Annotated in this window: 18 protein-coding genes and 3 pseudogenes; 4 read left to right on the top strand and 17 right to left on the bottom strand. The window is 44.0% G+C overall.

Annotated features, from left to right (window positions below; all coding sequences use genetic code 11):
- Window positions 1-144 precede the first annotated feature (144 nt).
- Complete coding sequence (gene recQ, locus DXZ23_RS02495; protein WP_017806691.1) at window positions 145-1989, bottom strand: DNA helicase RecQ; 1845 nt, start codon at window positions 1987-1989, stop codon at window positions 145-147.
- Window positions 1990-2050: 61 nt separating this feature from the next.
- A complete protein-coding gene (gene cyaY, locus DXZ23_RS02490; protein ID WP_017806692.1) occupies window positions 2051-2359 on the bottom strand; it encodes an iron donor protein CyaY in 309 nt (102 codons plus the stop codon).
- Window positions 2360-2506: 147 nt separating this feature from the next.
- Here cyaY and lptM point away from each other — a divergent pair, with 147 nt between their 5' ends.
- Both lptM and lysA read left to right on the top strand, forming a co-directional pair.
- Window positions 2507-2623 (top strand): LPS translocon maturation chaperone LptM, encoded by a 117-nt coding sequence (lptM, locus tag DXZ23_RS15785; protein ID WP_017806693.1) that lies wholly within the window; start codon window positions 2507-2509, stop codon window positions 2621-2623.
- A 10-nt stretch (window positions 2624-2633) separates the two neighbouring features.
- Window positions 2634-3884 carry a diaminopimelate decarboxylase gene (lysA, locus tag DXZ23_RS02480; RefSeq protein WP_017806694.1) on the top strand — a complete coding sequence of 417 codons (1251 nt, stop codon included), beginning with the start codon at window positions 2634-2636 and terminating at the stop codon, window positions 3882-3884.
- Window positions 3885-4013: 129 nt separating this feature from the next.
- Here lysA and DXZ23_RS02475 read toward each other — a convergent pair whose 3' ends face one another.
- From DXZ23_RS02475 to ltnD, 9 genes are all read right to left on the bottom strand, one after another.
- Entirely contained in the window at window positions 4014-5813 is a 1800-nt protein-coding gene (locus tag DXZ23_RS02475) for an alpha/beta hydrolase (protein WP_017806695.1), read from the bottom strand.
- On the bottom strand, window positions 5810-7165 hold the full coding sequence (locus tag DXZ23_RS02470) for a carboxylesterase family protein (protein WP_017806696.1): 1356 nt from the start codon (window positions 7163-7165) through the stop codon (window positions 5810-5812). The genes DXZ23_RS02475 and DXZ23_RS02470 overlap by 4 nt, the downstream gene beginning before the upstream one ends.
- A gap of 58 nt (window positions 7166-7223) precedes the next feature.
- Window positions 7224-8690, bottom strand: a complete 1467-nt coding sequence (locus DXZ23_RS02465) for a GntT/GntP/DsdX family permease (protein WP_017806697.1) — start codon at window positions 8688-8690, stop codon at window positions 7224-7226.
- A 9-nt stretch (window positions 8691-8699) separates the two neighbouring features.
- Window positions 8700-9647, bottom strand: a complete 948-nt coding sequence (gene denD, locus DXZ23_RS02460) for a D-erythronate dehydrogenase (protein ID WP_017806698.1) — start codon at window positions 9645-9647, stop codon at window positions 8700-8702.
- 29 nt (window positions 9648-9676) lie between these two features.
- Window positions 9677-10363 carry a cyclase family protein gene (locus DXZ23_RS02455; protein WP_017806699.1) on the bottom strand — a complete coding sequence of 229 codons (687 nt, stop codon included), beginning with the start codon at window positions 10361-10363 and terminating at the stop codon, window positions 9677-9679.
- A gap of 136 nt (window positions 10364-10499) precedes the next feature.
- Window positions 10500-11282, bottom strand: a complete 783-nt coding sequence (gene otnI, locus DXZ23_RS02450; protein ID WP_017806700.1) for a 2-oxo-tetronate isomerase — start codon at window positions 11280-11282, stop codon at window positions 10500-10502.
- Window positions 11283-11284: 2 nt separating this feature from the next.
- Entirely contained in the window at window positions 11285-11917 is a 633-nt protein-coding gene (gene otnC, locus DXZ23_RS02445; RefSeq protein WP_017806701.1) for a 3-oxo-tetronate 4-phosphate decarboxylase, read from the bottom strand.
- Window positions 11914-13170 carry a 3-oxo-tetronate kinase gene (gene otnK / locus DXZ23_RS02440; RefSeq protein ID WP_017806702.1) on the bottom strand — a complete coding sequence of 419 codons (1257 nt, stop codon included), beginning with the start codon at window positions 13168-13170 and terminating at the stop codon, window positions 11914-11916. The genes otnC and otnK overlap by 4 nt, the downstream gene beginning before the upstream one ends.
- A 1-nt stretch (window position 13171) precedes the next feature.
- Complete coding sequence (gene ltnD / locus DXZ23_RS02435; RefSeq protein WP_021724641.1) at window positions 13172-14080, bottom strand: L-threonate dehydrogenase; 909 nt, start codon at window positions 14078-14080, stop codon at window positions 13172-13174.
- 253 nt (window positions 14081-14333) lie between these two features.
- Between ltnD and DXZ23_RS02430 the strand changes: the two genes are divergently transcribed.
- Window positions 14334-15092, top strand: a complete 759-nt coding sequence (locus tag DXZ23_RS02430) for a DeoR/GlpR family DNA-binding transcription regulator (RefSeq protein ID WP_017806704.1) — start codon at window positions 14334-14336, stop codon at window positions 15090-15092.
- A 116-nt stretch (window positions 15093-15208) separates the two neighbouring features.
- Here the strand turns inward: DXZ23_RS02430 and DXZ23_RS02425 are convergent, their stop codons facing one another.
- The 3 genes and pseudogenes from DXZ23_RS02425 to DXZ23_RS02415 all read right to left on the bottom strand — a co-directional run bounded on the left by DXZ23_RS02425 (window position 15209) and on the right by DXZ23_RS02415 (window position 17499).
- Window positions 15209-16513, bottom strand: a complete 1305-nt coding sequence (locus DXZ23_RS02425; protein WP_021724640.1) for a sodium ion-translocating decarboxylase subunit beta — start codon at window positions 16511-16513, stop codon at window positions 15209-15211.
- Window positions 16514-16526: 13 nt separating this feature from the next.
- A pseudogene (locus tag DXZ23_RS02420) lies at window positions 16527-16841 on the bottom strand (biotin/lipoyl-containing protein); the annotation flags it as partial.
- Window positions 16842-16848: 7 nt separating this feature from the next.
- Window positions 16849-17499 (bottom strand): annotated as a pseudogene (locus tag DXZ23_RS02415) (IS1595-like element ISHpa1 family transposase).
- A 99-nt stretch (window positions 17500-17598) separates the two neighbouring features.
- Between DXZ23_RS02415 and DXZ23_RS02410 the strand changes: the two are divergent.
- Entirely contained in the window at window positions 17599-18504 is a 906-nt protein-coding gene (locus DXZ23_RS02410) for a LysR family transcriptional regulator (protein WP_017807573.1), read from the top strand.
- Between the two features lie 86 nt (window positions 18505-18590).
- Here the strand turns inward: DXZ23_RS02410 and DXZ23_RS02405 are convergent, their stop codons facing one another.
- From DXZ23_RS02405 to DXZ23_RS15780, 3 genes and pseudogenes are all read right to left on the bottom strand, one after another.
- Window positions 18591-19904, bottom strand: coding sequence for an autotransporter family protein (locus DXZ23_RS02405; RefSeq protein WP_021723580.1), 1314 nt, complete (start codon window positions 19902-19904; stop codon window positions 18591-18593).
- A 266-nt stretch (window positions 19905-20170) separates the two neighbouring features.
- Complete coding sequence (locus DXZ23_RS02400) at window positions 20171-20494, bottom strand: hypothetical protein (RefSeq protein ID WP_017806710.1); 324 nt, start codon at window positions 20492-20494, stop codon at window positions 20171-20173.
- A pseudogene (locus DXZ23_RS15780) lies at window positions 20491-21666 on the bottom strand (agmatine deiminase family protein). The gene DXZ23_RS02400 and the pseudogene DXZ23_RS15780 overlap by 4 nt, the downstream one beginning before the upstream one ends.
- Between the last annotated feature and the right edge of the window lie 27 nt (window positions 21667-21693).

Below are 21693 nucleotides of genomic sequence, written 5' to 3'. Positions count from 1 at the left end.
TATTAATATTATGTATAATTATTGATTCTATCTTTTGCGTCAACTATTTTTTAACATTTTGATTACATACGTTTCGTTTTTGTGATCAGGTTCACAAAAAAGAGAGGAGCTAAGGAAGAAAACAGGGGGAAAAACAAAGTGCGGTTATTTTTCGTTAGATAATTTAAACAGCTGGCTGTTTTTTGCGCTGAGCGATTTATGCTCTTGGATAATATGCAGGAATGCCTGTCCGAAGCGCTCTAATTTGGTTGCGCCCACGCCGTTGATTTGTAGCATTTCGCGCTTGCTGGTGGGTTGATATTGTGCCATTTCTTGCAAAGTAGCATCGTTGAACACAATATAAGGGGGGATATTTTCTTTGTCGGCAATTTGTTTGCGTAAGAAACGCAAGCGGGCAAAGAGATCTTTGTCGTAATTTTGCACCGCACTTTTTTGTGCGCTTTGTGCGGTGATAATAGAAGAAACCCTTGGCGTGGCGAGTTGCAACGGCTGTTCGCCTCGCAAAATGGGGCGTGCGTTTTCTGTCAGTTGTAATACCGAATGAAATTGATTCATCACTTGTTGCACTAGCCCAAGATGAATAAGCTGGCGGATCACCGATTGCCAATATTCTTTACTTTTATCCTTGCCGATGCCGTACACGCTGAGTTTATCGTGTTGATTATCTTTAATTTTTTGGTTTTGCATTCCCCGTAGCACGGCGACCACATAATGTACGCCGAAGCACTGCCCTACGCGATAAATGGTGGACATCACTTTCTGAGCGTCAATTAAGCCGTCATATTTTTTCGGCGGATCAAGGCAAATATCGCAGTTTCCGCAAGGGGTTTGACGATGTTCGCCAAAATAATTGAGCAACACTAAACGGCGACAAGTTTGGCTTTCGGCAAATTCGCCAATGGCTTCTAATTTGTGTTGTTCGATTTGTCGTTGCGGGTTTTCTGGCTTTTCCAGCAACATTTTTTGTAGCCACGCATAATCGGCGGGTTCGTAAAACAGCACCGCTTCGGCAGGCAAGTCATCACGTCCTGCTCGTCCTGTTTCTTGGTAATAGGCTTCAATGCTACGCGGTAAATCAAAATGGGCGACAAATCGCACGTTGGATTTGTTAATCCCCATTCCAAAAGCGATAGTCGCCACCACCACTTGCACATTATCCCGCTGAAAAGCACGTTGCACTTGCTCCCGCTGGCTCGCTTCCATTCCCGCGTGATACGCCTGTGCTGCCACGCCTTTTTTACGCAAACTTTCCGCGATGCGTTCAACTTTATTACGACTGTTGCAATATACAATTCCGCTTTTGCCCTTTTGCCCTAGCAAAAAGTGGCTGAGCTGTTCCATTGGCTTGAATTTTTCCACAAGGGTATAACGAATATTGGGGCGATCAAAACTGCCGATATAAATGTGCGGATTATCCAGTTGCAAATGATGCAAAATATCTTGCCTTGTGGCACTGTCTGCGGTGGCGGTGAGTGCCATTATCGGGGCATTAGGAAAACAGCGTTTCAGCCCGCCAAGTTGAGTGTATTCAGGGCGGAAATCGTGTCCCCATTGGGAAATACAATGGGCTTCATCAATGGCGATGAAGCTCACTTGGCAATGGGAAATAAATTGGAAAAAACTGGTTGTCATCGCCTTTTCAGGCGAAATATAAAGCAATTTGAGCTGCCCTGAAATCGCCTTATTTTGCACAATTTGCTGTTGCTCAAAAGTCTGCGTAGAATTGAGATAATCCACCGCGATGCCATTTGCCAAGAGCTGATCCACTTGGTCTTTCATTAACGAAATCAGTGGCGAAATAACAAGGGTTAAGCCCGAAAAACAAAGTGCAGGGATTTGATAGCACAGGGATTTGCCGTTTCCCGTTGCCATAATCACGAGGCTATCTTGGTGTGAAAGGGCAGCTTGGATCACTTCTTCCTGCCCATTGCGAAAAGATTGGTAACCAAAAACCTCGTTCAAAACCTTAAGTGCGGTGTTTTTTTCCATTATTTTTTGCGAAAAATTGGTTAAAAATACACCGCACTTTGTTTATTGATGAAATGAGCCATTAGGCGAAATGCACTTGCTCGCCGTGTACGCGACAGGCTTCTTCCAAACATTGCCAAAATAATTTGCCATCATTGGCGATCCATTGCCCGTCTTTGAACGCAAAATGGAAACCGCCTGCTTTGCTGGCAAGCCAGAGTTCAAGCAATGGCTCTTGCTTGTTTACCACCACTTGGCTGCGATCAGGGAAGGTGATAGTAAACACCGAACCTTGCGTATCGCAATCCACATCGCAATCTTGCTCTTCTAATTGTTCTTCAATGCTGAGCCAAATTTGCTCAATATTTTGATGAAATTCTGTAACGTTCATAATTTTTCCATAAGCGAAATAGGTAAGGCGGAATTATAGAGAGTTTTTGCTATTTATACAAAGTGCAAAAAAGAATAGAAATTTCTCTAAATATCGTTACTATACATAAGATTTATCATCTAAGCACAAAAACCAAGAGAAACACCAATGAAAAAACTGATTTTATGTTTAACTTTAGGGGCGATCACCCTCGCTGCCACGGGCTGCGGCGTGAAAGGCCCGCTGTATTTCCCAGAAAAAGACAACGCACAAACACAACAATAAAGGATTGGTAATGGATTTTTTTCAGTATAAAGACGATCAATTAATGGCAGAACAAGTGCCTGTGGCTGAAATCGCCCAGCAATTCGGCACACCCGCTTATATTTACTCCCGTGCGACCCTTGAACGCCACTGGCACGCTTTTGATAACGCTTTAGGCGATCACCCCCACCTTATTTGCTTTGCGGTGAAATCCAACCCAAATTTAGCCATTTTGAACATTATGGCGAAGCTAGGATCGGGCTTTGATATTGTGTCGCAAGGAGAATTAGAACGCGTCCTTGCAGCGGGCGGTGAAGCGAACAAAGTGGTGTTTTCTGGCGTAGCAAAATCGGAACAAGAAATTGAGCGTGCGTTAAACGTGGGCATTCGTTGTTTCAACGTAGAAAGCCTTGCGGAGCTTTATCGCATTAATGAGGTGGCAGGGCGTTTAAACAAACTCGCACCCATTTCTTTGCGTGTAAACCCCGATGTGGATGCACACACCCACCCTTACATTTCCACAGGCTTGAAAGAAAATAAATTCGGCGTGAGTGTCGATGAAGCCCGCGAAGTCTATCGCATCGCAAGCCAGCTACCACACATTAAAATTACGGGAATGGATTGCCATATCGGCTCACAACTCACGGAAGTTCAGCCGTTCCTTGATGCCACCGATCGTTTGATCGTGCTAATGCAGCAGCTTGCTCAAGATGGCATCGAACTAAAACATTTAGATTTAGGCGGCGGCTTAGGCGTAACCTATAAAGATGAAAATGCACCGCACCCAAGTGAATATGCAAAAGCGTTATTAGCTAAATTAAAAGATTATCCAAACTTGGAAATTATTCTTGAACCGGGCCGTGCGATTACCGCGAACGCAGGAATTTTAGTCACCAAAGTGGAATACCTAAAAAGCAATAAAAGCCGCAATTTCGCCATTGTGGACACGGGAATGAACGATATGATTCGCCCTGCGTTGTATCAAGCTTATATGAAGATTATCGAAGTGGATCGCAGCCTACCGCGTGAAACAAAAGTTTATGATGTGGTCGGCCCAATTTGCGAAACCTCTGATTTCTTAGGCAAACAGCGTGAGCTGGCGATCGCCCAAGGGGATCTCATCGCCCAACGTTCAGCGGGGGCTTATGGTGCAAGTATGGCTTCCACCTATAATTCCCGCCCAAGAGCCATTGAAGTGATGGTGGACGGCGATCAAGCACATCTCATCAAACGCCGTGAAAGCTATCCTGAATTATGGCAACTAGAGGCAATGTTGCCATAGTGTGATTAGAAAACACAGCACTTTTATTCTTTAAAACAGGTTTTGGATAGATGATTTTTGATAAGGCGGAATTATTAATCTAACCTCAGGGGCGTGTCGCATACGCCCCTTGTATTTTACTCTTGATCTTTACGCCAAAAACCGCCCAATAACTTGTCCGCCAACTAAAATCCACGCCATTAGCATTGAAGTAAAGAACACGCCAAGATAAATGTACCCTGTTTTGAGATAACACCAATGGTTGATAATAATGAATACAATAAATTGTGGAATGATTACGGCGAGCATCATCATCCAACGTCCACCGAATTGCGGTAAGCCAACCAAGTCAAACCCTGGCCCAATTTGCATAAAATCAGGAATGAAGTGGAATAACCATAAAATAAATAGACCGCTGACGGCAAAAATAATGGTTTTTATCCACCAACACATTAATGTGGCAGAAAATGTTTTCTGTAATGGTTGTTTCATTTGCACGCCAATGATTAATCCATTGAAAGCAAAGAAAAAGAGCAAAATTGGTAACCAATAAACGATAAATAGTTCCGCTCTTTCAAGGGTGAGTGGTTTTAAAAGTGGCCATAGAAAACGCAATTCTACGCCTAACCAAGTGTGTACAAGGCAAGTTAAAATATAAAGGTAACCTACGGCAATGGTGCTTAACAATAACGAGCGTAGCACCAATGATTTCAAACCGATACTTGCGTGATTAAGCACGCCAAATTCTTGTAATGAAACGGTTGGATTAGCTTTTTTCCATAATACAAAAAAGAGCAAATTTATTACCGCACTGACTAAAAGCCAGCTAATAATACCATTTCCCATTTCAAGGGGCATAAACTCAAGTGTTGCAGCAATAGGTTCATTGGCACCGCCCCATTGAGTAAAAATAGGATAAAGTAACATTGTGAGTGCAATATTAATGCCAGCAAAGATCCACCATTTTCTAGTAGATAGTGTAGTTTTCTCAGAAATTTGCTGAGTGATAGCAGAAAAATACGGACGTTTTAATAATCCATTTATTAAAAATAGCGCAGAAAGAATAGCACTAAATAATGCGATCAAGCCTGAGAACTCTTTGTTCCAATAGGTTTGCTGATCGGGGTCAAGCCAATCTTGATCTTTCACCCCATTTTGCAACGCCTGATGAAACCATAAAATCGCCTCTTTATTGCTTTGGCTGGCAATCATTACGCCAAGATGTGTGCCATCAACCAACGCCGCACGTCTTGCCGTTCCCTCATCGAATGAGCCATAGGTATGATCCCATTGCAAAGTAGAATTTTCTGGCAAGGAAAAGGCTTTGAGGCGTGCGGTGTTGGTTACCAAATCCTTAACAGGAAATGTTTTCTCACGGTAACCGCCAATTTCTTCATATAAACCTTGTGTAAGCAAATAATTATGTAACGCTGGATCACCGCCATTACTACTTAATCCGTTTACAGCTTTATGATCAGGATTTAATTTTGCCACACGAATCGCATTTAATGCACCTGTCGAATGTCCAAAAATACCCAGTCGATCTTTATCAACAAAGGGTAAGGTTTTTAAATATTGATAACCATTGTTTGCACCGCTAATGGTTTTATTGGAAGCGGGTAATTTGGTGGAATAGCCGTGTCCAAAATGATCGATGGCGAGTACAACAAATCCACGTTTGGCTAACTCTAACGCCCCGAAGGTATTGGTGGCTTCCTTATCACTCTGATAACCGTGTAAGGCTAATAATGCCGGTTTTGGCGTTTGTGCGGTAGCGGAAATCGGGCGGTACAGTTTGGCGACCATCGGTTGTTTTTCTTCTGTGGGAATTGTGATTGTTTGTACATCAATACGCCCAAAATCACGCTCAATTTGAAAGCCTACATAAGAAGCCAATAGGGTAATGGCAAGAAATATCAAAGCAATGATATAACTGGTTTTTGCGTTCATTTTGTTTTCTCCTCGTTAGTGGTGCGGCGTTGGTGTAGCAGCCATTGAATGACTTCGGGGCTGTTAAACACTGCGTCCCAAGTGTTGTGTGGGTTGGCGTTTACGATGCCGTTATCGCCCGCTTGTTGCATGGTAAATTCGGTGTAGTGGACGTTTTTCGCATTGAGCTGGTCGTGCAAAATGGCGTAGTTAATCCTTGAGCCACGCACGGGGGAAACTTTGTCTTCTTTGCTATGAAAAAACCAAATATTTTCATTTTTGAGCATTGATAGATTGGCAATATTTGCATTGCCATCTATCCATTCTAATGTGTTCGCTTCTCGTCCACTCATTAATAAAGCCCCAGCAAAAAAGTGCGGTCGTTTCTGTAGCAGTTTTAATGCCCCCTCCGCCCCACGCGATAGCCCGACAAGATAAATGCGATCGCGATCGATTTGTGGCTCGTTTTGCAACTGGTGATCGATAAGATCTAGCACCAGATCAAGGCGATTATCCGTTTGCCAATGAATGCCCCCTTGCGGATCAAAGGGATCAAACACCGATGAATATTGCGGTGCGATGACAAAGCCCGCTTCATAAGCGAGGGTGGCTATCGAGCCCTTGCTGGAAAGCAAATGGGCGAGATTATCGCTGCCCACTTGCCCTGAACCGTGTAAGAATAGGGTGAGTGGATAAGTTTGATTGACGTTAAGTTGTGGGCGATAAAAACGATAAGCTAATTGGTTTTCAGTGGGATTTCCTTTTACCGTTTTGGCAATAAATTCATCTAGGTAAGGGGTATGAATCGTTGTTTGCGTGGCTGATTGTTTAATACTTGTTTTAGCTAAGGTTTTGCCATTTGTTAATTTAAGCAAGCCCATTTGTTCAACCTGATGAATTAATCGATCATTGTAATATTCAGGCACTTTTGCACGTTGAATTTTTTCTACTGAAATAATCTCGCCATTTTTATCTTTTGCCTTAAATGTCATTGGTTGCGTATTTTCTTCACGCAAATTATAAGGAATGGCGTTTTTATCTTGCGTATCTAATTCAATAATGACAAATTTCCCAGCGTTTGCTTGGTGAGATTTTTGTGCTTGATGATTCACATAGGCGTTTAAAACAGTTCGAGAAATTGGTGCTTGCTGATCTAATTGAGTTTGCACTTGATACAGTTGGCGTAAGTTTGCTCCCGATAAAATATTGTCTTCATACTCTAAAGCAATACCACTAATTTTTTGTCCTTGCTCGGTAATTTCGCCAATTAACGTCATCTTTATGGCGCTATTTGGTGCTTGGGGCTGATCATTGGCATTGGCGATATTGAGCAAGCATAAAAAACTACAAAATAAAAGACCGCACTTTTTCATATTTCCTCCATTAGAAAAGTTCCGTGTATTGAAAACAACACACGGAATTTATTTAAGGTTAACCTTGTTTATTTTGTCGGTTTACATAAAGTAAGATTCCGCCAAGCACACCTAAAGGTAAAATTAAGTCAAATAACGAACCGTCATTACCCCAAATTAGGTTAGCGAAAATCACCATAGAACCGCCAATAGCCCAAGCGATTGTGGTTGGAACAGACCAAACAATCATTTGTTTTTTCACATCGCTAATGCCCATCATACGGTTTACTACCCAGAATAAACTGTCGTTGAAATAACCGAAGAAAAGTGATCCCATTGTGGCAGCTTGAGCGGCAAGTAACATATTTACCCCTGGGATTTGCGCTAAAATAGGGGCAGAAATGGATGCTGCTGTAATCATCGCAACCGTGCCAGAGCCTTGAATAAAGCGAACAAGGGTAGAAACGATAAATGGAATTAAAATGGGTGAAATGGGTAAAGATGCCACTTGTTTAGCAAGTTCTGCCCCCGCACCGCTTTCACGCAATACTGCACCTAATGCACCACCTGCACCAGTTACTAATAAAATAATCCCTGCAGTTTTCACTCCTTCTTCTAAGTGAAGTGCGGTGGTATTTCTGTCCACTTTTGGCAATAACGCATAAACAGAAATCAACACACTAATTGCTAAAGCAATGATGGGGTGGCCAAGGAAAATAAAGGCTTGATAAACCACATTGTGCGATAATTCAGGATTACTTTTTGCGATTAAATCTAAAATCGCTTTGATAAAAATTAACACGATTGGCAATAAAATTGGCAGCAAAGAAAGCCCTAAACTTGGTAGATTTTTCTTTTCGCGACTTTCAATGTAATCATCATATTTTTGTTTCAATTCTTCTTGAGTGAAGACTTGTTGATTAAAATCAGGGTATTTTTTATTGAGCCATTTTGCATAGAGAACAATACCAATTACAGGAAAGGCTGCCATCGACATTCCCACTAACAACATTGCGCCAATATCTACGTTAAATAATCCCGCAACGCCTAATGGCCCCGGTGTTGGCGGCACGGTATGGTGTGTAACAACTAAACCACCGGCAAGGGCTACACCTAAAGTTAATAATGAACGTTTACCGTTTTTTGCAAGTGCTTTGGCAACGGGATATAAAATCACAAAGGCGGAATCCACAAAAATTGGAATACTCACAACATAACCTGTAATAGCCAATGCCCATTCTTCTTTTTTCTTTCCAAGCATTTTGATAAAGCTATATGCCATTTTTTCGGCAGCGCCTGACACTTCAAGGATACTTCCCATCATAACGCCTAGACCGATAACAATCCCGATTCCCCCTAAGGTGCCACCAAAGCCTTTAGAGATCGCACCTAAGGTTTCTTGAGCACTCATTCCACCAATCAACCCCGCAATGGAGGAAGCAATGAGCATTGCAATAAAGGCGTGAACACGTGTCTTCAAAACTAAATAAACCAGTACAAAAACAGCAATGATCAAGCCAATAATTGGCGTAGGTAAACCAAGCATATTGCCCCCTTACATATCATATTGAATAAATTGTTGAATCACGGATTTAAAATCTTCATCTGCTTTAAAACCCAATGCTAAAGCTTTATGGTTATCAATTTGTGCAGGCCAGCTTGCGACAATGTCATTGATTTGCGGATCAAATTGGAATTTGATGTGCTGTAAAATGTCACGTCCTTTTATTTCTGCAAGATCGGCTAACATTTCTTTCACTGAAACGCTAAATCCCGGCAAATTCACAATGTGCCAACTACGCGCGGGTAATTTGGCTAATTGCAAGCAATGAATGAAGTTATTTACTACGGTATTTGGGCTAGAAAGCCATAAACCGAGATCTTCTGATACAGGGCAAATACTGTCTTCACCATGTAAAGGTTCACGCATAATGCTACTTACAAATGATGACGCGGCTTTATTCGGCTTACCGGGGCGAATGCAAATGGTCGGCAAACGCACCACCAAGCCATCAACAAACCCTTTGCGACTGTAATCGTTAATCAACAGCTCGCACATCGCTTTTTGCGAGCCGTAGGTGGATTGTGGTGTTACTGCTGTGCTACCTGTAATCACAGATGGTAACTCACCGCCAAACACCGCTAAAGAACTGGAGAAAATAAAGCGAATATTCGGATTGGTTCTGCGACAGGCTTCTAATAAATGGCGAGTTGCAAGAAAGTTAATTTCATAACCTAAATCAGGATCTTGTTCTGCGTGGCTACTCACAATCGCGGCTAAATGAAAAAGTGCGGTGGTTTTTTCTGTAATAATTTGCTCTAATCCTTGCGGATTGCGTAAATCCATTTCTACGCAACGCACCCTTGGATCGTTGTTTGGTGCAACGGGTTTTACCACATCAATCAGTACGAGTTCTTCAATCGGAAGTGCGGTCTGTTTTAACAAGGTTTTTGCTAAACGTTGTCCAAGGAATCCTTGTCCACCTGTGATGATGATTTTCATTGTTTCCTCCTATGTTGTTCTGTTACTAATTACTCAAGTTCCACAATGCAAGTAACCTGACTGGAATCTAGCCCAGCGATACGCAATGGGGCGTTGATGAATTGCACGATGTTGGCATTACGCGGTAAGTCGGCGAGGTGCATATCTTCAATCACGGTGGTGAAACGCCCTGTGTGGTAGCCGAGAATGGCTTGGTGGCACAGTTTCGGGTTTTCGCTCGCAGGCACACGGGCGGAGGGTGAGCCTAAGGCTAAGAAATCAATGCCAACGCCTTTGAGGTTCGGGAAGTGATCGGATAAATATTGCCCCGCACTGGTGGCGATGTAAGGCCCTTCGTTTTGGTAAAGTGCGGTGTTTTCTGTGCGATATTTTTCAAATCCCGTGCGTAAAAAGGCGAATGACACTTGGGATAAGATTTCGGCATAAGGTTCAAGATCTGCACGGGTAATGCCCTCCCCTTCGTCTTTGGGGATTTCTAGCAAGGCGACCTGCTTGTGGCAGAAGTAATCCATTGATAATTCGTTGATACTCAAGCCATTTTTCACAAAGTGGCGAGGTGCGTCCATATGTGTCCCGCAATGGTTGGGGATTTCGCTGATAAAACTGCTAAATGGGCAATCTTCCGTGATGTCGGTGCAACGGGTTACTTTGACCGTTGGTTCACCCGGCCACGCGACATCGTTAGGGTCTAGTGGGTGGGATAAAAACATAAACATCATTAATCTCCTTTTATCGTCGTTTGATTTCAAAATAATACGGCGTTACTTCGCCCCATTTTTAGGGTGAAACCAGCCAACGCCCTTGCCATTGGGCAAGAACGTGGCAGGAATTTTTAGACTTGTCGTTTAAGGGCTAGCGGTCGCGATAAGGCTCAAACCAAGTAAGCCCTGCTTCGGTGCTGGCTCTTGGCTGATATTCGCAACCGATATAGCCCGCATAACCCATTGCGTCTAATTTATCGAACAAATAGGGATAGTAGATTTCGCCCTCGTCAGGCTCGTGGCGGTCGGGGACGGAGGCGATTTGGATATGGGCAACTTTCCCAGCCAGTCGCTCCGTCAGTCGGGAAAGGTTGCCGTCCACATTTTGGGCGTGGAAATAATCGAGCTGTACAAACACGTTATCGCGATCAACTAACTCAACAATTTCTAACGTATCGTATTGGCTTTTAAGCAAATAATTCGGTTTCACTTCAGGGCTAAGGGCTTCAAGTAATACTTTGATGTCGTAAGGTTTAAATTTTTCTGCGGCATAACGGACATTTTCAATAAATGTCGCTTTGTAAGCTTCACGATCTGCACCCTCAGGAACAACTGCCGCCATCACGTGAACATTTGGGCAATTTAGGGCAAGGGCATATTCCAACGCTAAATCAATATCACGGCGAGCATCATCTTCTCGTCCGAGAATCGCGGCAACGCCCCATTCACCTTGACTCACATCGCCTGCTTGCGTGTTAAATAGCACTTGTTTCAAGCCAAATTGATCTAAACGTTGTTTTAATTCTGTGGTGGAATAATCATAAGGCCAAAGATATTCCACATAACGAAACCCCGCCTTAGCTGCTGCTTCAAAGCGATCTAAGAATGGAACTTCGTTAAACATCATTGTGAGATTAGCTGCAAATTTAGGCATAATTATTTCCCCCTGTTTTCTAAATCTTTCACTTCCGCATCAGTGAGATAACGGATATTTTGTTCTTTTAAGATAAAGAACAATTTAGCGGTTTCTTCTAATTCTTCCGTGTTATCCACCGCATCAACCAAGCTTGTTCCCGTAACAACAACACCGTGATTAGCGAGTAAAAAGGCTTTGCCAGATAAAGCACGTTCCCCTAATTCGCGTGCAATATTGACATCACCGGGGTGGTAGTACGGAATGACGGGCAATTTCCCCACACGCATCACATAGTAAGGGGTAAAGGCGCGTATGGCGTTGTCGGGGTCTAGCCCTTGCAAGCAAGAAAGTGCGGTTAAATAAGTAGAATGAAGATGAACCACCGCATTGCATTGCGGATTGTTCTGATATAACGTCAAATGAAAAACATATTCTTTAGAAGGCTTATCGCCTGCAAGCCAATTGCCTTGCATATCGACCACAGATAATTTTTCTGCTACCAGTCGTCCTAAAGATGAACCTGTTGGTGTTACTAAAATCCGATTTTCATCTAAACGAACAGATAAATTTCCCGCCCCACCAACGCTATAGCCACGTTCATAAAATGAACGTGCAAAGTTCACCATTTCAATTTTTTGTTCTAGTTCTGTCATACAGCCATTCCTTGTGCAAATTCAAAGAAATCTACTTTGCCGAAATTGCCCGATTTCAAGGCAAGATAAATGGGTTCTTCTACCGCTTTTAACCAAGGCACACCCGGCGCAATTTGTTTACCAATATGGAAATCGCTAAAACCAAGTTGCTGTACCACAATGCTTGATGTTTCACCACCAGCTGTAATGAAATTGGTTACGCCTGCGTTTTTCAATTTTTCCGCTAAACGCGCAAAGGTTTGTTCAATAGCCTGACTAGTGCGTTCTGCACCAAATTCATTTTGAATAGCGTTAAGTTTTTCAGGGGGAACGGTGGCATAAATCATTGGTGCTAATGGTGAATCCAAATTTTCCATCGTCCATTGATATAGCTTGTCCGCATAATCAGGATGATTAATGGCTTGTTCCACATCAAGGAATAAGTGCGGTGCTTTTTTCTGATAATTTTCTACTTGTTGATTAGTCATTACCGAACAAGAGCCTGACAACACGACAGTTTTTCCTTTTGTTGGGGTAAACGCATTGTCTCCTTTTTTACCGCCACTTAAACGCGCAGCCATATACGCCGCAAGTCCAGAACCGCCTGTTACCAACTTGAAATCGGCAACCGCGTCCGCAAGTACGGCAAGTTGTGAGTTATCCACCGCATCGACGACGGCATAGCGATAACCCTGCTGTTTCAGTTCAGCAAAGCGGGCTTTGACCCGTTCGCTACCCTGCACCACGTTGGCATATGCCACTAGCCCCGTTTTGCCCTGAGCTTGTGCGTCCATTAGGCGAAGCAAATTGGCATCGGTCATCGGCGTAATCGGGTGATGACGCATTCCTGACTCACTCAGCAACACCTCGCCCACGAACAAATAACCGTTGAAAATGGTTCTGCCATTGATGGGGAGGGCAGGGCTGATGACGGTGAAATCTGTCGCCAACGCCTGCATTAAAGCGTCGGTTACTGGGCCAATATTGCCTTTTGCCGTGCTGTCAAAGGTGGAGCAATATTTAAAATAAAACTGCGTACAGCCGTTTTTTTGCAACCACGTTAATGCGTGCAAGGATTGTTGCACCGCTTCATCGACGGGATTGGAACGAGATTTGAGGCTAATCACAATCGCTTCCACTTTGCCTTGCCTGTCCTGATTTTGCAAAGGCTGGCTTGGCACGCCGTTCATTTGCACGGTACGCAAGCCATTTTCGGTGAGAAAACTGGCAATATCGCTCGCCCCTGTGAAATCATCTGCTATTATGCCTAACATCTTAATTCCCCTCCTTTTTTGGCAATTCGATACCGCTGAAGATTTTGATCACCGCACTGTCATCTTGTTTGCCATAGCCCGCATTGCTGGCTTCTGTAAACATTGAATAAGCCGTGCTTGCCAAGTGCAGTGGGAAATGGAGCGATTTTGCCGTGTCATTCACTAAGCCTAAATCCTTGACGAAAATATCAACCATTGAAAGCGGGGTGTAATCCCCTTCGACAACGTGTTTCATTCGGTTTTCAAACATCCAAGAATTACCTGCCGCATTGGTCACAACGTCATACATCAAATCAAGCGGAATACCTGCTTTAGCCGCTAAAGCCATTGCTTCAGCACCTGCGGCAATATGTACACCAGCCAAGAGTTGGTGAATGATTTTCACCGTCGCCCCCAAGCCGATTTCTTCGCCAACGCGGTAAACCTTGCCAGCCACGGCATCTAACACAGGTTGCAATTTGGCAAAGGCTTGTGCAGAACCCGATGCCATTACCGTCATCTCCCCTGCCGCTGCTTTTGCTGCCCCACCAGAAACTGGGGCATCTAACATCAGCAAATCTAATTCTGTTAATTTTTGTGAAATGGCTTGTGCGTCTTGGGCTGAAATAGTGGACGACACCATCACTGCGGTATTCGGTTTCAAATGCGGGGTTAATCCGTTTTCGCCAAACAATACGGCATTCACTTGCGTGGCATTGACCACCAATAACACTACCGCATCTAATTCTTGTGCAAAATCCACCGCACTTTTTCCAACGGCTTTTGCCCCGTGATCTTTTAGGGTTTGTAGTGCAACAGGGTTGAGATCAACGCCATAGGTATTTAAGCCTGCGTTTACACAAGATTTTGCAGCCCCCATACCCATTGCACCTAAACCAATAACGGCAACTGAATAATTTTTCATACCCATTCTCCTTTGTAACAATGATTAAGATGTAACTCATTTTATCTATTTTGAAATAAAAAACTGCGATAAAGATCACAATATTTAACATTTATTGTTAAATATTGTTAGTTTTTGAAAAGTTTTTTGGAGGAATGGTGTTAGATTGGAGGTTTTGTTCAAAAAATAAGCATAAATAACAGGTTAATGCGGTATAAGGCAGTATTATTTTAAAATCAACGCATTATAATGAGAAAAATTAATCCTTTCGGAGTATAAAATGATCCCAGCAGAGCGACAAAAGCAATTACTGAACCTTATCCGCCAGCACCACATCATTAGTATTACGCAGTTGGTGGAGTTATTGGGCGTATCGCATATGACCGTTCGCCGCGATATTCAAAAATTGGAGCAAGAAGGGCGGGTGGTATCTGTGTCTGGCGGGGTGAAATTGTTGGAACATTTATCCGATGAACTAACGCATAATGCAAAATCCTTGCTTTCCACCTTGCAAAAAGAAAAGATCGGGGCGTTCGCAGCACAATCTATTCCCCAAAACACCACAATCTATTTAGATGCAGGCACAACCACACTTGAAATCGCCCATCGAATTGCAGATAGAGAAGATCTCTTGGTGGTAACCAATGATTTTATTATCGCAGATTTTCTAATGAAAAACGGACAATGCCGCCTTATTCATTGCGGCGGAACGGTGAACAAAGCCAATTACTCCTCTGTTGGCGAACTCGCCGCCCAACTCTTAAGACAGCTTTCGATTGATATTGCCTTTATCTCAACGTCATCGTGGAATCTAAAAGGGCTCACCACCCCCGATGAAAGCAAGCTGCCTGTCAAACGGGCGATTTTACAATCGAGCCAAAAAAAGGTGCTGGTTTCCGATTCCTCGAAATATGGCAAAAGTGCCACTTTTCATATTTGTGCCTTGGAACAATTCGATAGCATTATTTGCGATAAAGATTTATTGGATAATGCCCAAACCGCCATTCGGGAAAGGAAGATTGAGTTGATTCTAGGTTAGTTGTTAGGCTATGCAAAGTGATACGAGGTAGGAGAAATAACTTTAGTTATATTTTGATAATTCTATAACGAGAAATAAAGCCACTTAAAATAAAAGTTGGCTTTATTTCTTTTATATCACATCATTGCTGAAATATATTTCAACATTACCCCTGCTGCGATGGCAGATCCAATAACACCTGCGACATTGGGACCCATTGCGTGCATTAGTAGGAAGTTTTGGTGATCGGCTTCTAGCCCGATTTTATTAGCGACCCGTGCTGCCATTGGTACAGCAGAAACCCCCGCTGCACCAATTAATGGGTTAATTGGATTTTTGCTAAAGCGGTTCATTAATTTCGCCATTAATACACCAGATGCTGTGCCGATCGCAAAGGCGATCATTCCTAGCACTAAAATGCCGAGTGTTTGCGGTTGTAGGAATTTATCCGCCACCAATTTTGCCCCAACGGAAAGCCCGAGGAAAATGGTAACAATGTTGATGAGGGCATTTTGTGCAGTGTCATTCAAGCGTTCCACCACGCCACTGACGCGTATTAAGTTGCCAAAACAGAACATTCCCAATAATGGTGCGGCATCAGGCAAGAGCAAGGCGACAAGTACCAATAGCACGATCGGGAAAAGGATTTTTTCACGATTGCTCACGGTTCGCAGTTGCACCATTCGGATTTTGCGTTCTTGCTGTGAAGTGAGGGCTTTCATAATCGGTGGCTGAATTAATGGCACGAGTGCCATATAAGAATACGCCGCCACGGCAATCGCACCTAATAACTCGGGGGCGAGTTTGCTCGCAAGGTAAATGGCGGTTGGGCCGTCTGCCCCGCCGATAATGCCAATTGCGGCAGCTTGTGGCAGGGTGAAGTCGATAATGCCAAGCCAGTTTAGCCCCAACGCCCCAAGCACGGTGGCAAAAATACCAAATTGTGCGGCAGCCCCTAATAATAGGGTGCGAGGGTTGGCAAGTAGTGGACCGAAATCCGTCATCGCACCCACGCCCATAAAAATAATAAGCGGGGCAACGCCATAGCCGATCGCCACTTTATAGAACAATGCCAGCACACCTGCGGTATAGCCCATATCGCCTGCCATCACTTCCAACTCATTTTGCACCGACGGCAAAGCGTTGTTAAGTGCGGTCTTAATGGCGAGAGGATCTGCCACTGTGCCGAGTTTCTCCGCGATTATCGCCAGTTGCTGGCTTGTGCCGTTATGCAAAAGGTTATCCAATGCTGTCATTGCTAAGCCTGCTTCAGGGATATTAGAGAGCAATCCACCAAAGCCAATGGGTAGCAATAACAGGGGTTCAAATTTGCGTGCGATGGCAAGCCACAAGAGTAGCAGGCTGACGGCAATCATCACCGCCTGCCCCCATTCTAGGTGCATAATGCCCATTCCACGCAGTAACGACAAAATACTTTCCATTTTTCCACCGCACTTAGACTAAGGTTAATAAGGTATCGCCCACGGCAACGGCATCACCAGCTTTCACGCGGATATTTTGCACCGTTCCCGCTTGCGAAGCACGGATTTCCGTTTCCATTTTCATTGCTTCGAGAATGAGCAATACATCGCCTTCCGCCACTTGTTGCCCTTCGCTTGCTACCACTTTCCAAATAGTACCTGCCATTGGTGCGGTAACAGGTGTGCCTGTTTGTGATGTGGAAGCCGATAGTGTCGGTGCGAGTGTTGGCGTAGAAACAGGCTGAGCGGTTTGCGGTGCAGTTGGGGTAATTTGATCAAGGGGCTGTCCTAGATAACTAGACTAAACTCCCTTTAACCAATTGTTTTAAAATAGAAATTTGACTTTTTATGTTGCTGTAATTAAAACGCCATTCACATTCCTTTAAATAAAGCTCAAAATGCGCTTTTGGGATACCATTAAATTTGCGTAAATGGCGTTTTGCTTGGCTTCAAAAATTCTCAATTCCGTTAATGTGGTTATGATTTTCAGCAAAATGTGTGCTGTGATTGATACGAAAATGACTAAATTCACTCACATCAAGCACGTCATAACTACGATAATTATCGGTGTAAACAATACTATCAGGCTTTACCTGCTCCCGAATAATGGGTAACAAGGTGGCAGATTGCGTATTTGGAACCGCAACGGTATAAACCTTGCCATTGCGCTTGAGAAGCCCGAATACCGCAATTTTCCCTGCCGCACCACGACCACGTTTGCCTTTGCGAGCACCGCCAAAATAACTTTCATCGGCTTCAATTTCACCTTCAAACATCTCTAAGTGAAGGCTGTTTTGATAGATGAGTTGGCGTAAACGATGAAAGTAATATGCGGCAGTCGTTTTGTTTACATTGACTAACTCTGCTGCTGTCCTTGCAGTAACACCTGCAACAAATAGCTCAATGAGTTTATTTTGTTTGTGCTGACTTAGACGACTTTTTCTCATTGGTTCATTCTAACCTAAATAGATTTTTTAGTTGTTATCTAGGACAGCCCCTTTATTTTTGCAATAATAAGCCCATTCTTTTGTGTTGGGGAACGTGTCGTGAAACTGAATCTGGAAGCCCTAAATATCTTTGTTCATATCGTGGAAAGCGGGTCGCTTAGCGGGGCGGCAATGCGTTTGGAACAGCCTGTTTCAATGGTGAGCCGTGCTTTGACAAAACTAGAACGAGAGCTGGGAATGACCTTATTGCAACGCAGTACGCGAAAAATGCACCTCACTGATGAAGGGGAATTGTTGTTGCAACAAGCACGGCAAATTTTAGACAGTGTGCAAAGTGCGGAAGAAAAACTGCTCGCTCGGCGTAGTGATGTCAGCGGATTATTGCGTGTGAATACTTCCACCCCCGTGATGCGACACGTTCTTATTCCAGCTATCGCCGAATTTTTGCCACGCTATCCCCAGCTCCAGTTGGAGCTAAACAGCAATGAGTTAAACATCGATCTCTTAGAGGAACGCACCGATGTTGCCATTCGCATTGGCACGCTACAAGATTCCACCATGCACGCCCGCTTGCTTGGTAAAACCGCCGTTCGTATTCTAGCTAGCCCGCAATATTTAGCTGAACACGGCAACATTCACAATCTAGAGCAATTATGCCAACAACGTTTATTAGGTTTTAGTCAACCAGCTCACCTCAACCAATGGCCAATTTTAGACAACGCAGGGCATTGGCTTGACATACAGCCGCATATCTCTGCCTCTAGCGGCGAAAGCCTATTGGCATTAGCACTCAATCATCTTGGTGTGGTATGCCTTTCGGATATGATGACACACAACGCACGCCAAAATGGCGAATTGGTCGAAATCCTGCCTGATTTACGCCAATCACTCACACAACCCATTTATGCCGTGTATTACCGCCACCATACCCTTGCCCCACGCACGGCATTATTGATTGATTTTTTACAAGATTATTTATCCAAACAGCCTTGGTGTTTGACTTAAAAATAAGGCAAAAAAACACCGCACTTCTAAGTCAAATGCCTATAAAAGTGCGGTATTTTTTCGGACCAGTTTTTACCATTGAAAAATTAATTATATTTCAACCCAATCACCCCTCTATAGCCGTGATGACCTGCTCGATGACCAAATTGTTGCTCATAACGTACATCCGTGTACAAATACAGCTTACGAGATAAAGGCAATTGCAACCCTACTCCTGCTTCCCACCATAGATTCCCATAACCTTGTTCAAATTTCACATCATTAATCCGAACTCCCGTGCGATTGTAAAAATCTTTCCAAATATTCGCAACCGCATAAAGGGAACGTGCTTGCCATTCATCATCTAACGCTCTATTACGCACAACCCGAACGCCTACACGGCCTCGCAACGCATTGCTATTTGACATCTCTATCTTATCGTTCGGATTCTTCGAGGCAATAAATTGATAAATCAATTGGGCTTGAGGCTCTATAAACCACCCTATTTTTTCTTCTGACGAACTCACTGCGAAAGGCTTACCCGCTTCTACTGAGAACAATACCCCAAAACGACTATATCTTACTTTTTCTCCCTCTAAACGTGCTTGGTACTGATTTCTAAAATAAGACATCAATCCCACTAAATCCACATAACCGCCATCTTTTGCATAACGGGTATGCTCCGCTCCTAGATGGAAATGATGGGTGCGAAGTTTTCCTTGATAGAGGGGTTGATTATTCTCATCTTCACCATAGAATTTCGCTTTACCTACTCGATAACCCGCAAATATCCCCGTTAATCTATGCCCCGCTTCTTTCTTCTCTATGCGGTCATAACCTAATTGAAATCCATAATCTCGCAACTTAAATGACGCATTTTCATCTCCTTTTTGCGTCAAATAATCCCCTAACACTCTGCCCCAAGGCTGACCTTCTGTTTCCTTCAATTCCCAGTTCTCTCCCCGTCTTTCGTGTAAGGTGCGTACGCTCGCAAATCCCTGTTCTAAATTCACTCTTGGTGCCAGTGCCAGCCAAGACATTGTTGGTTGTTGCGGTTGGCTTGGTTGGGTCGGTTTTTTCGGTTCTTTATAGTTTTTTAACGCATTGTTAATGTAGTCCTCAATAGCATCGTAATCCACTTCATCATAACGACTGCCACCATCAGGATATATATGCATATCACGATCATCCAAATAATACTCAATGATACTTTCCTTACTACACTCTTTATAAATGTCATAAAAATCTGCTGGATCACCCTTTTGGCACATACTTATCAAATCTTTTAGCTCCTCGTTAAACTCTGTCCAACTTAAATACCTCTCGCTCCCGCTCTCCTCCGGCTTCGCAATAACAACGTTTGGCATTACTAAACTAACAAGCCCTAAAACAGCAAGCCAAGTTTTTAAATTTGTTTTCATTTCCCCCTCCAAAAATAAAAATAACCAATGGTATGAATACCTTATTATAAGTGATTTCGGGGGGGGGTAAAGCATACTTTATGAATTTGTGAGCAAAATCACAGATTTTAACTACAAAATTCGGAAAGATTGTTACAGTTTTGTTAATTCCCTTTTTATTACGAACATTCGTCATAAAAATAGATAACAAAATGACCGCACTTCAAAGAGAAACTTCCTAAAAGTGCGGTCATTTTTTCAGTTGTTTTCAGAGGATTGAAGCCTCATCAAATAAACAAGGCAAAAATCAAACCGCCAAAGGTTAAGATGAGGCTGGCGAAATAGAGCCGAAAGGTGGTTTGGTAGTGGCTGGCTTGTTGCATTCGCTCAGGGTGGGCGAGCAGGCGGTAAAGCACGCTGAGCATCATCACCAGCCCCACTAATAATGAGGCGGCGATGAGTAAATCAGAGAGGCTATTTACCGCAGGTTGGCTATCGTCTGCAGCCGCCCAGCCTGCGAGGAAGTTCAGCAAAAAGCCCATTACGATGCCGATGGAGGCGATCATCGGCTGGCGTAAATCTTTGAAATTAGCTTGCTTTTCTTCGCTCATTCAGGGATTTCCTGCTGGGTGGCACAGTGGATTGAACCGCCGCCGTTGGCGATGCCGTCTGTGGCGATTTGTAGCACAGTGCGGTCTGGATGGCTTTGGCTGACGATATCAAAGGCTTCACGGTGGGCATCAGGGTCGCCAAATTGTGGCAAGATGATGCAGTCATTGGCAACGTAAAAGCCGATATAACCTGCAGCAAAGCCGTTTTCATTGAAGCGGAAGCCTCCATATTGACGGGCTTCTACGGCAACTTGCACGGTTTCGTAATTCGGGGCGTGTAGCTCAATCACCTTGCGGTGGTGCTGTTTGAGAACACGCAGATTGTCGCGGGTTACCGCATAATCAGGCGATTCGGGTTCATCATCAATAGCACAGAGTACGCTGTCGTCGGTGAAACGGGCGTAGAAATCAATGTGGGCATCGGTGATGTCACGGGCTTTTAAGCCTTTGAGCCAAGTGATGTTGTTCACGCCCAGCACGCGGTGTAATTCTTGTTCCACTTCGGCTTTGCTGCGGTTAGGGTTGCGGTTATCGTTAAGAATGCAGCTTTCGGTGCAGATGGCGTTGCCTTTGCCGTCCACTTCAATGCCGCCTTCCATTACCAGCCAGGTTTTCACTAATGGCGAGTGGGTGTATTTGGCGACAAAAGCAGCGATTTTTTGGTCTTTTCCAATGGGCTGATCCACAATGCCGTGTTCACGTTTGGCAGGGTCTTTTCACCAGCCTTGTGCACCTGTGTCTGCTTGTCCCTAGCCGTTGAAATTGAAATCCACTGCGGCACGTTTGCCGTTTTCATCACGCACAAATAGCGGGGCGGTGTCGCGTACCCATAAATCATTGAGCGGTGCGGCGATGAGGTTGATTTTTCCACCTGCTTCGATGTTGGGAATGGCACGCCCGTTGGTGAATACGCCTGTGGCACTGTATTCACGCAAATCAGACTGAGCCAACTCGCCTTTCACCTGTGCCAACACCGCACGGGCTTCCTCCATTTCATTGGGGTTCACCAGCATATTCACGGGTTCAAAACGGGAAAGGTTGGCGGCGATTCGCATTAAATCCGCTCGAGCCGCACGGCGTGCCATTCCGTACACGCCTGTCGTCCCCCACGCACCTGCTGTTGCACCATATGCCATCCAAGTGGCTTGATGGGGAGCACTTTCAGACGGCATTAAATATTAGCTTGCACCGCTATTGGC

It is taken from the genome of Avibacterium paragallinarum, assembly GCF_900450705.1.
GTDB classification, from domain to species: Bacteria; Pseudomonadota; Gammaproteobacteria; order Enterobacterales; family Pasteurellaceae; genus Avibacterium; species Avibacterium paragallinarum.
This window is presented reverse-complemented; position numbering and strand designations above follow the sequence as displayed.

Coding starts and splice junctions, on each gene's coding strand:
- lptM (WP_017806693.1), top strand. CDS start 2,507: ATGAAAAAACTGATTTTATGTTTAACTTTAGGGGCGATCACCCTCGCT.
- DXZ23_RS02455 (WP_017806699.1), bottom strand. CDS start 10,363: ATGTTTATGTTTTTATCCCACCCACTAGACCCTAACGATGTCGCGTGG.
- lysA (WP_017806694.1), top strand. CDS start 2,634: ATGGATTTTTTTCAGTATAAAGACGATCAATTAATGGCAGAACAAGTG.
- otnK (WP_017806702.1), bottom strand. CDS start 13,170: ATGTTAGGCATAATAGCAGATGATTTCACAGGGGCGAGCGATATTGCC.
- DXZ23_RS02465 (WP_017806697.1), bottom strand. CDS start 8,690: ATGCTTGGTTTACCTACGCCAATTATTGGCTTGATCATTGCTGTTTTT.
- ltnD (WP_021724641.1), bottom strand. CDS start 14,080: ATGGGTATGAAAAATTATTCAGTTGCCGTTATTGGTTTAGGTGCAATG.
- recQ (WP_017806691.1), bottom strand. CDS start 1,989: ATGGAAAAAAACACCGCACTTAAGGTTTTGAACGAGGTTTTTGGTTAC.
- otnI (WP_017806700.1), bottom strand. CDS start 11,282: ATGCCTAAATTTGCAGCTAATCTCACAATGATGTTTAACGAAGTTCCA.
- DXZ23_RS02425 (WP_021724640.1), bottom strand. CDS start 16,513: ATGGAAAGTATTTTGTCGTTACTGCGTGGAATGGGCATTATGCACCTA.
- DXZ23_RS02430 (WP_017806704.1), top strand. CDS start 14,334: ATGATCCCAGCAGAGCGACAAAAGCAATTACTGAACCTTATCCGCCAG.
- DXZ23_RS02470 (WP_017806696.1), bottom strand. CDS start 7,165: ATGAAAAAGTGCGGTCTTTTATTTTGTAGTTTTTTATGCTTGCTCAAT.
- DXZ23_RS02400 (WP_017806710.1), bottom strand. CDS start 20,494: ATGAGCGAAGAAAAGCAAGCTAATTTCAAAGATTTACGCCAGCCGATG.
- DXZ23_RS02405 (WP_021723580.1), bottom strand. CDS start 19,904: ATGAAAACAAATTTAAAAACTTGGCTTGCTGTTTTAGGGCTTGTTAGT.
- cyaY (WP_017806692.1), bottom strand. CDS start 2,359: ATGAACGTTACAGAATTTCATCAAAATATTGAGCAAATTTGGCTCAGC.
- DXZ23_RS02475 (WP_017806695.1), bottom strand. CDS start 5,813: ATGAACGCAAAAACCAGTTATATCATTGCTTTGATATTTCTTGCCATT.
- otnC (WP_017806701.1), bottom strand. CDS start 11,917: ATGACAGAACTAGAACAAAAAATTGAAATGGTGAACTTTGCACGTTCA.
- denD (WP_017806698.1), bottom strand. CDS start 9,647: ATGAAAATCATCATCACAGGTGGACAAGGATTCCTTGGACAACGTTTA.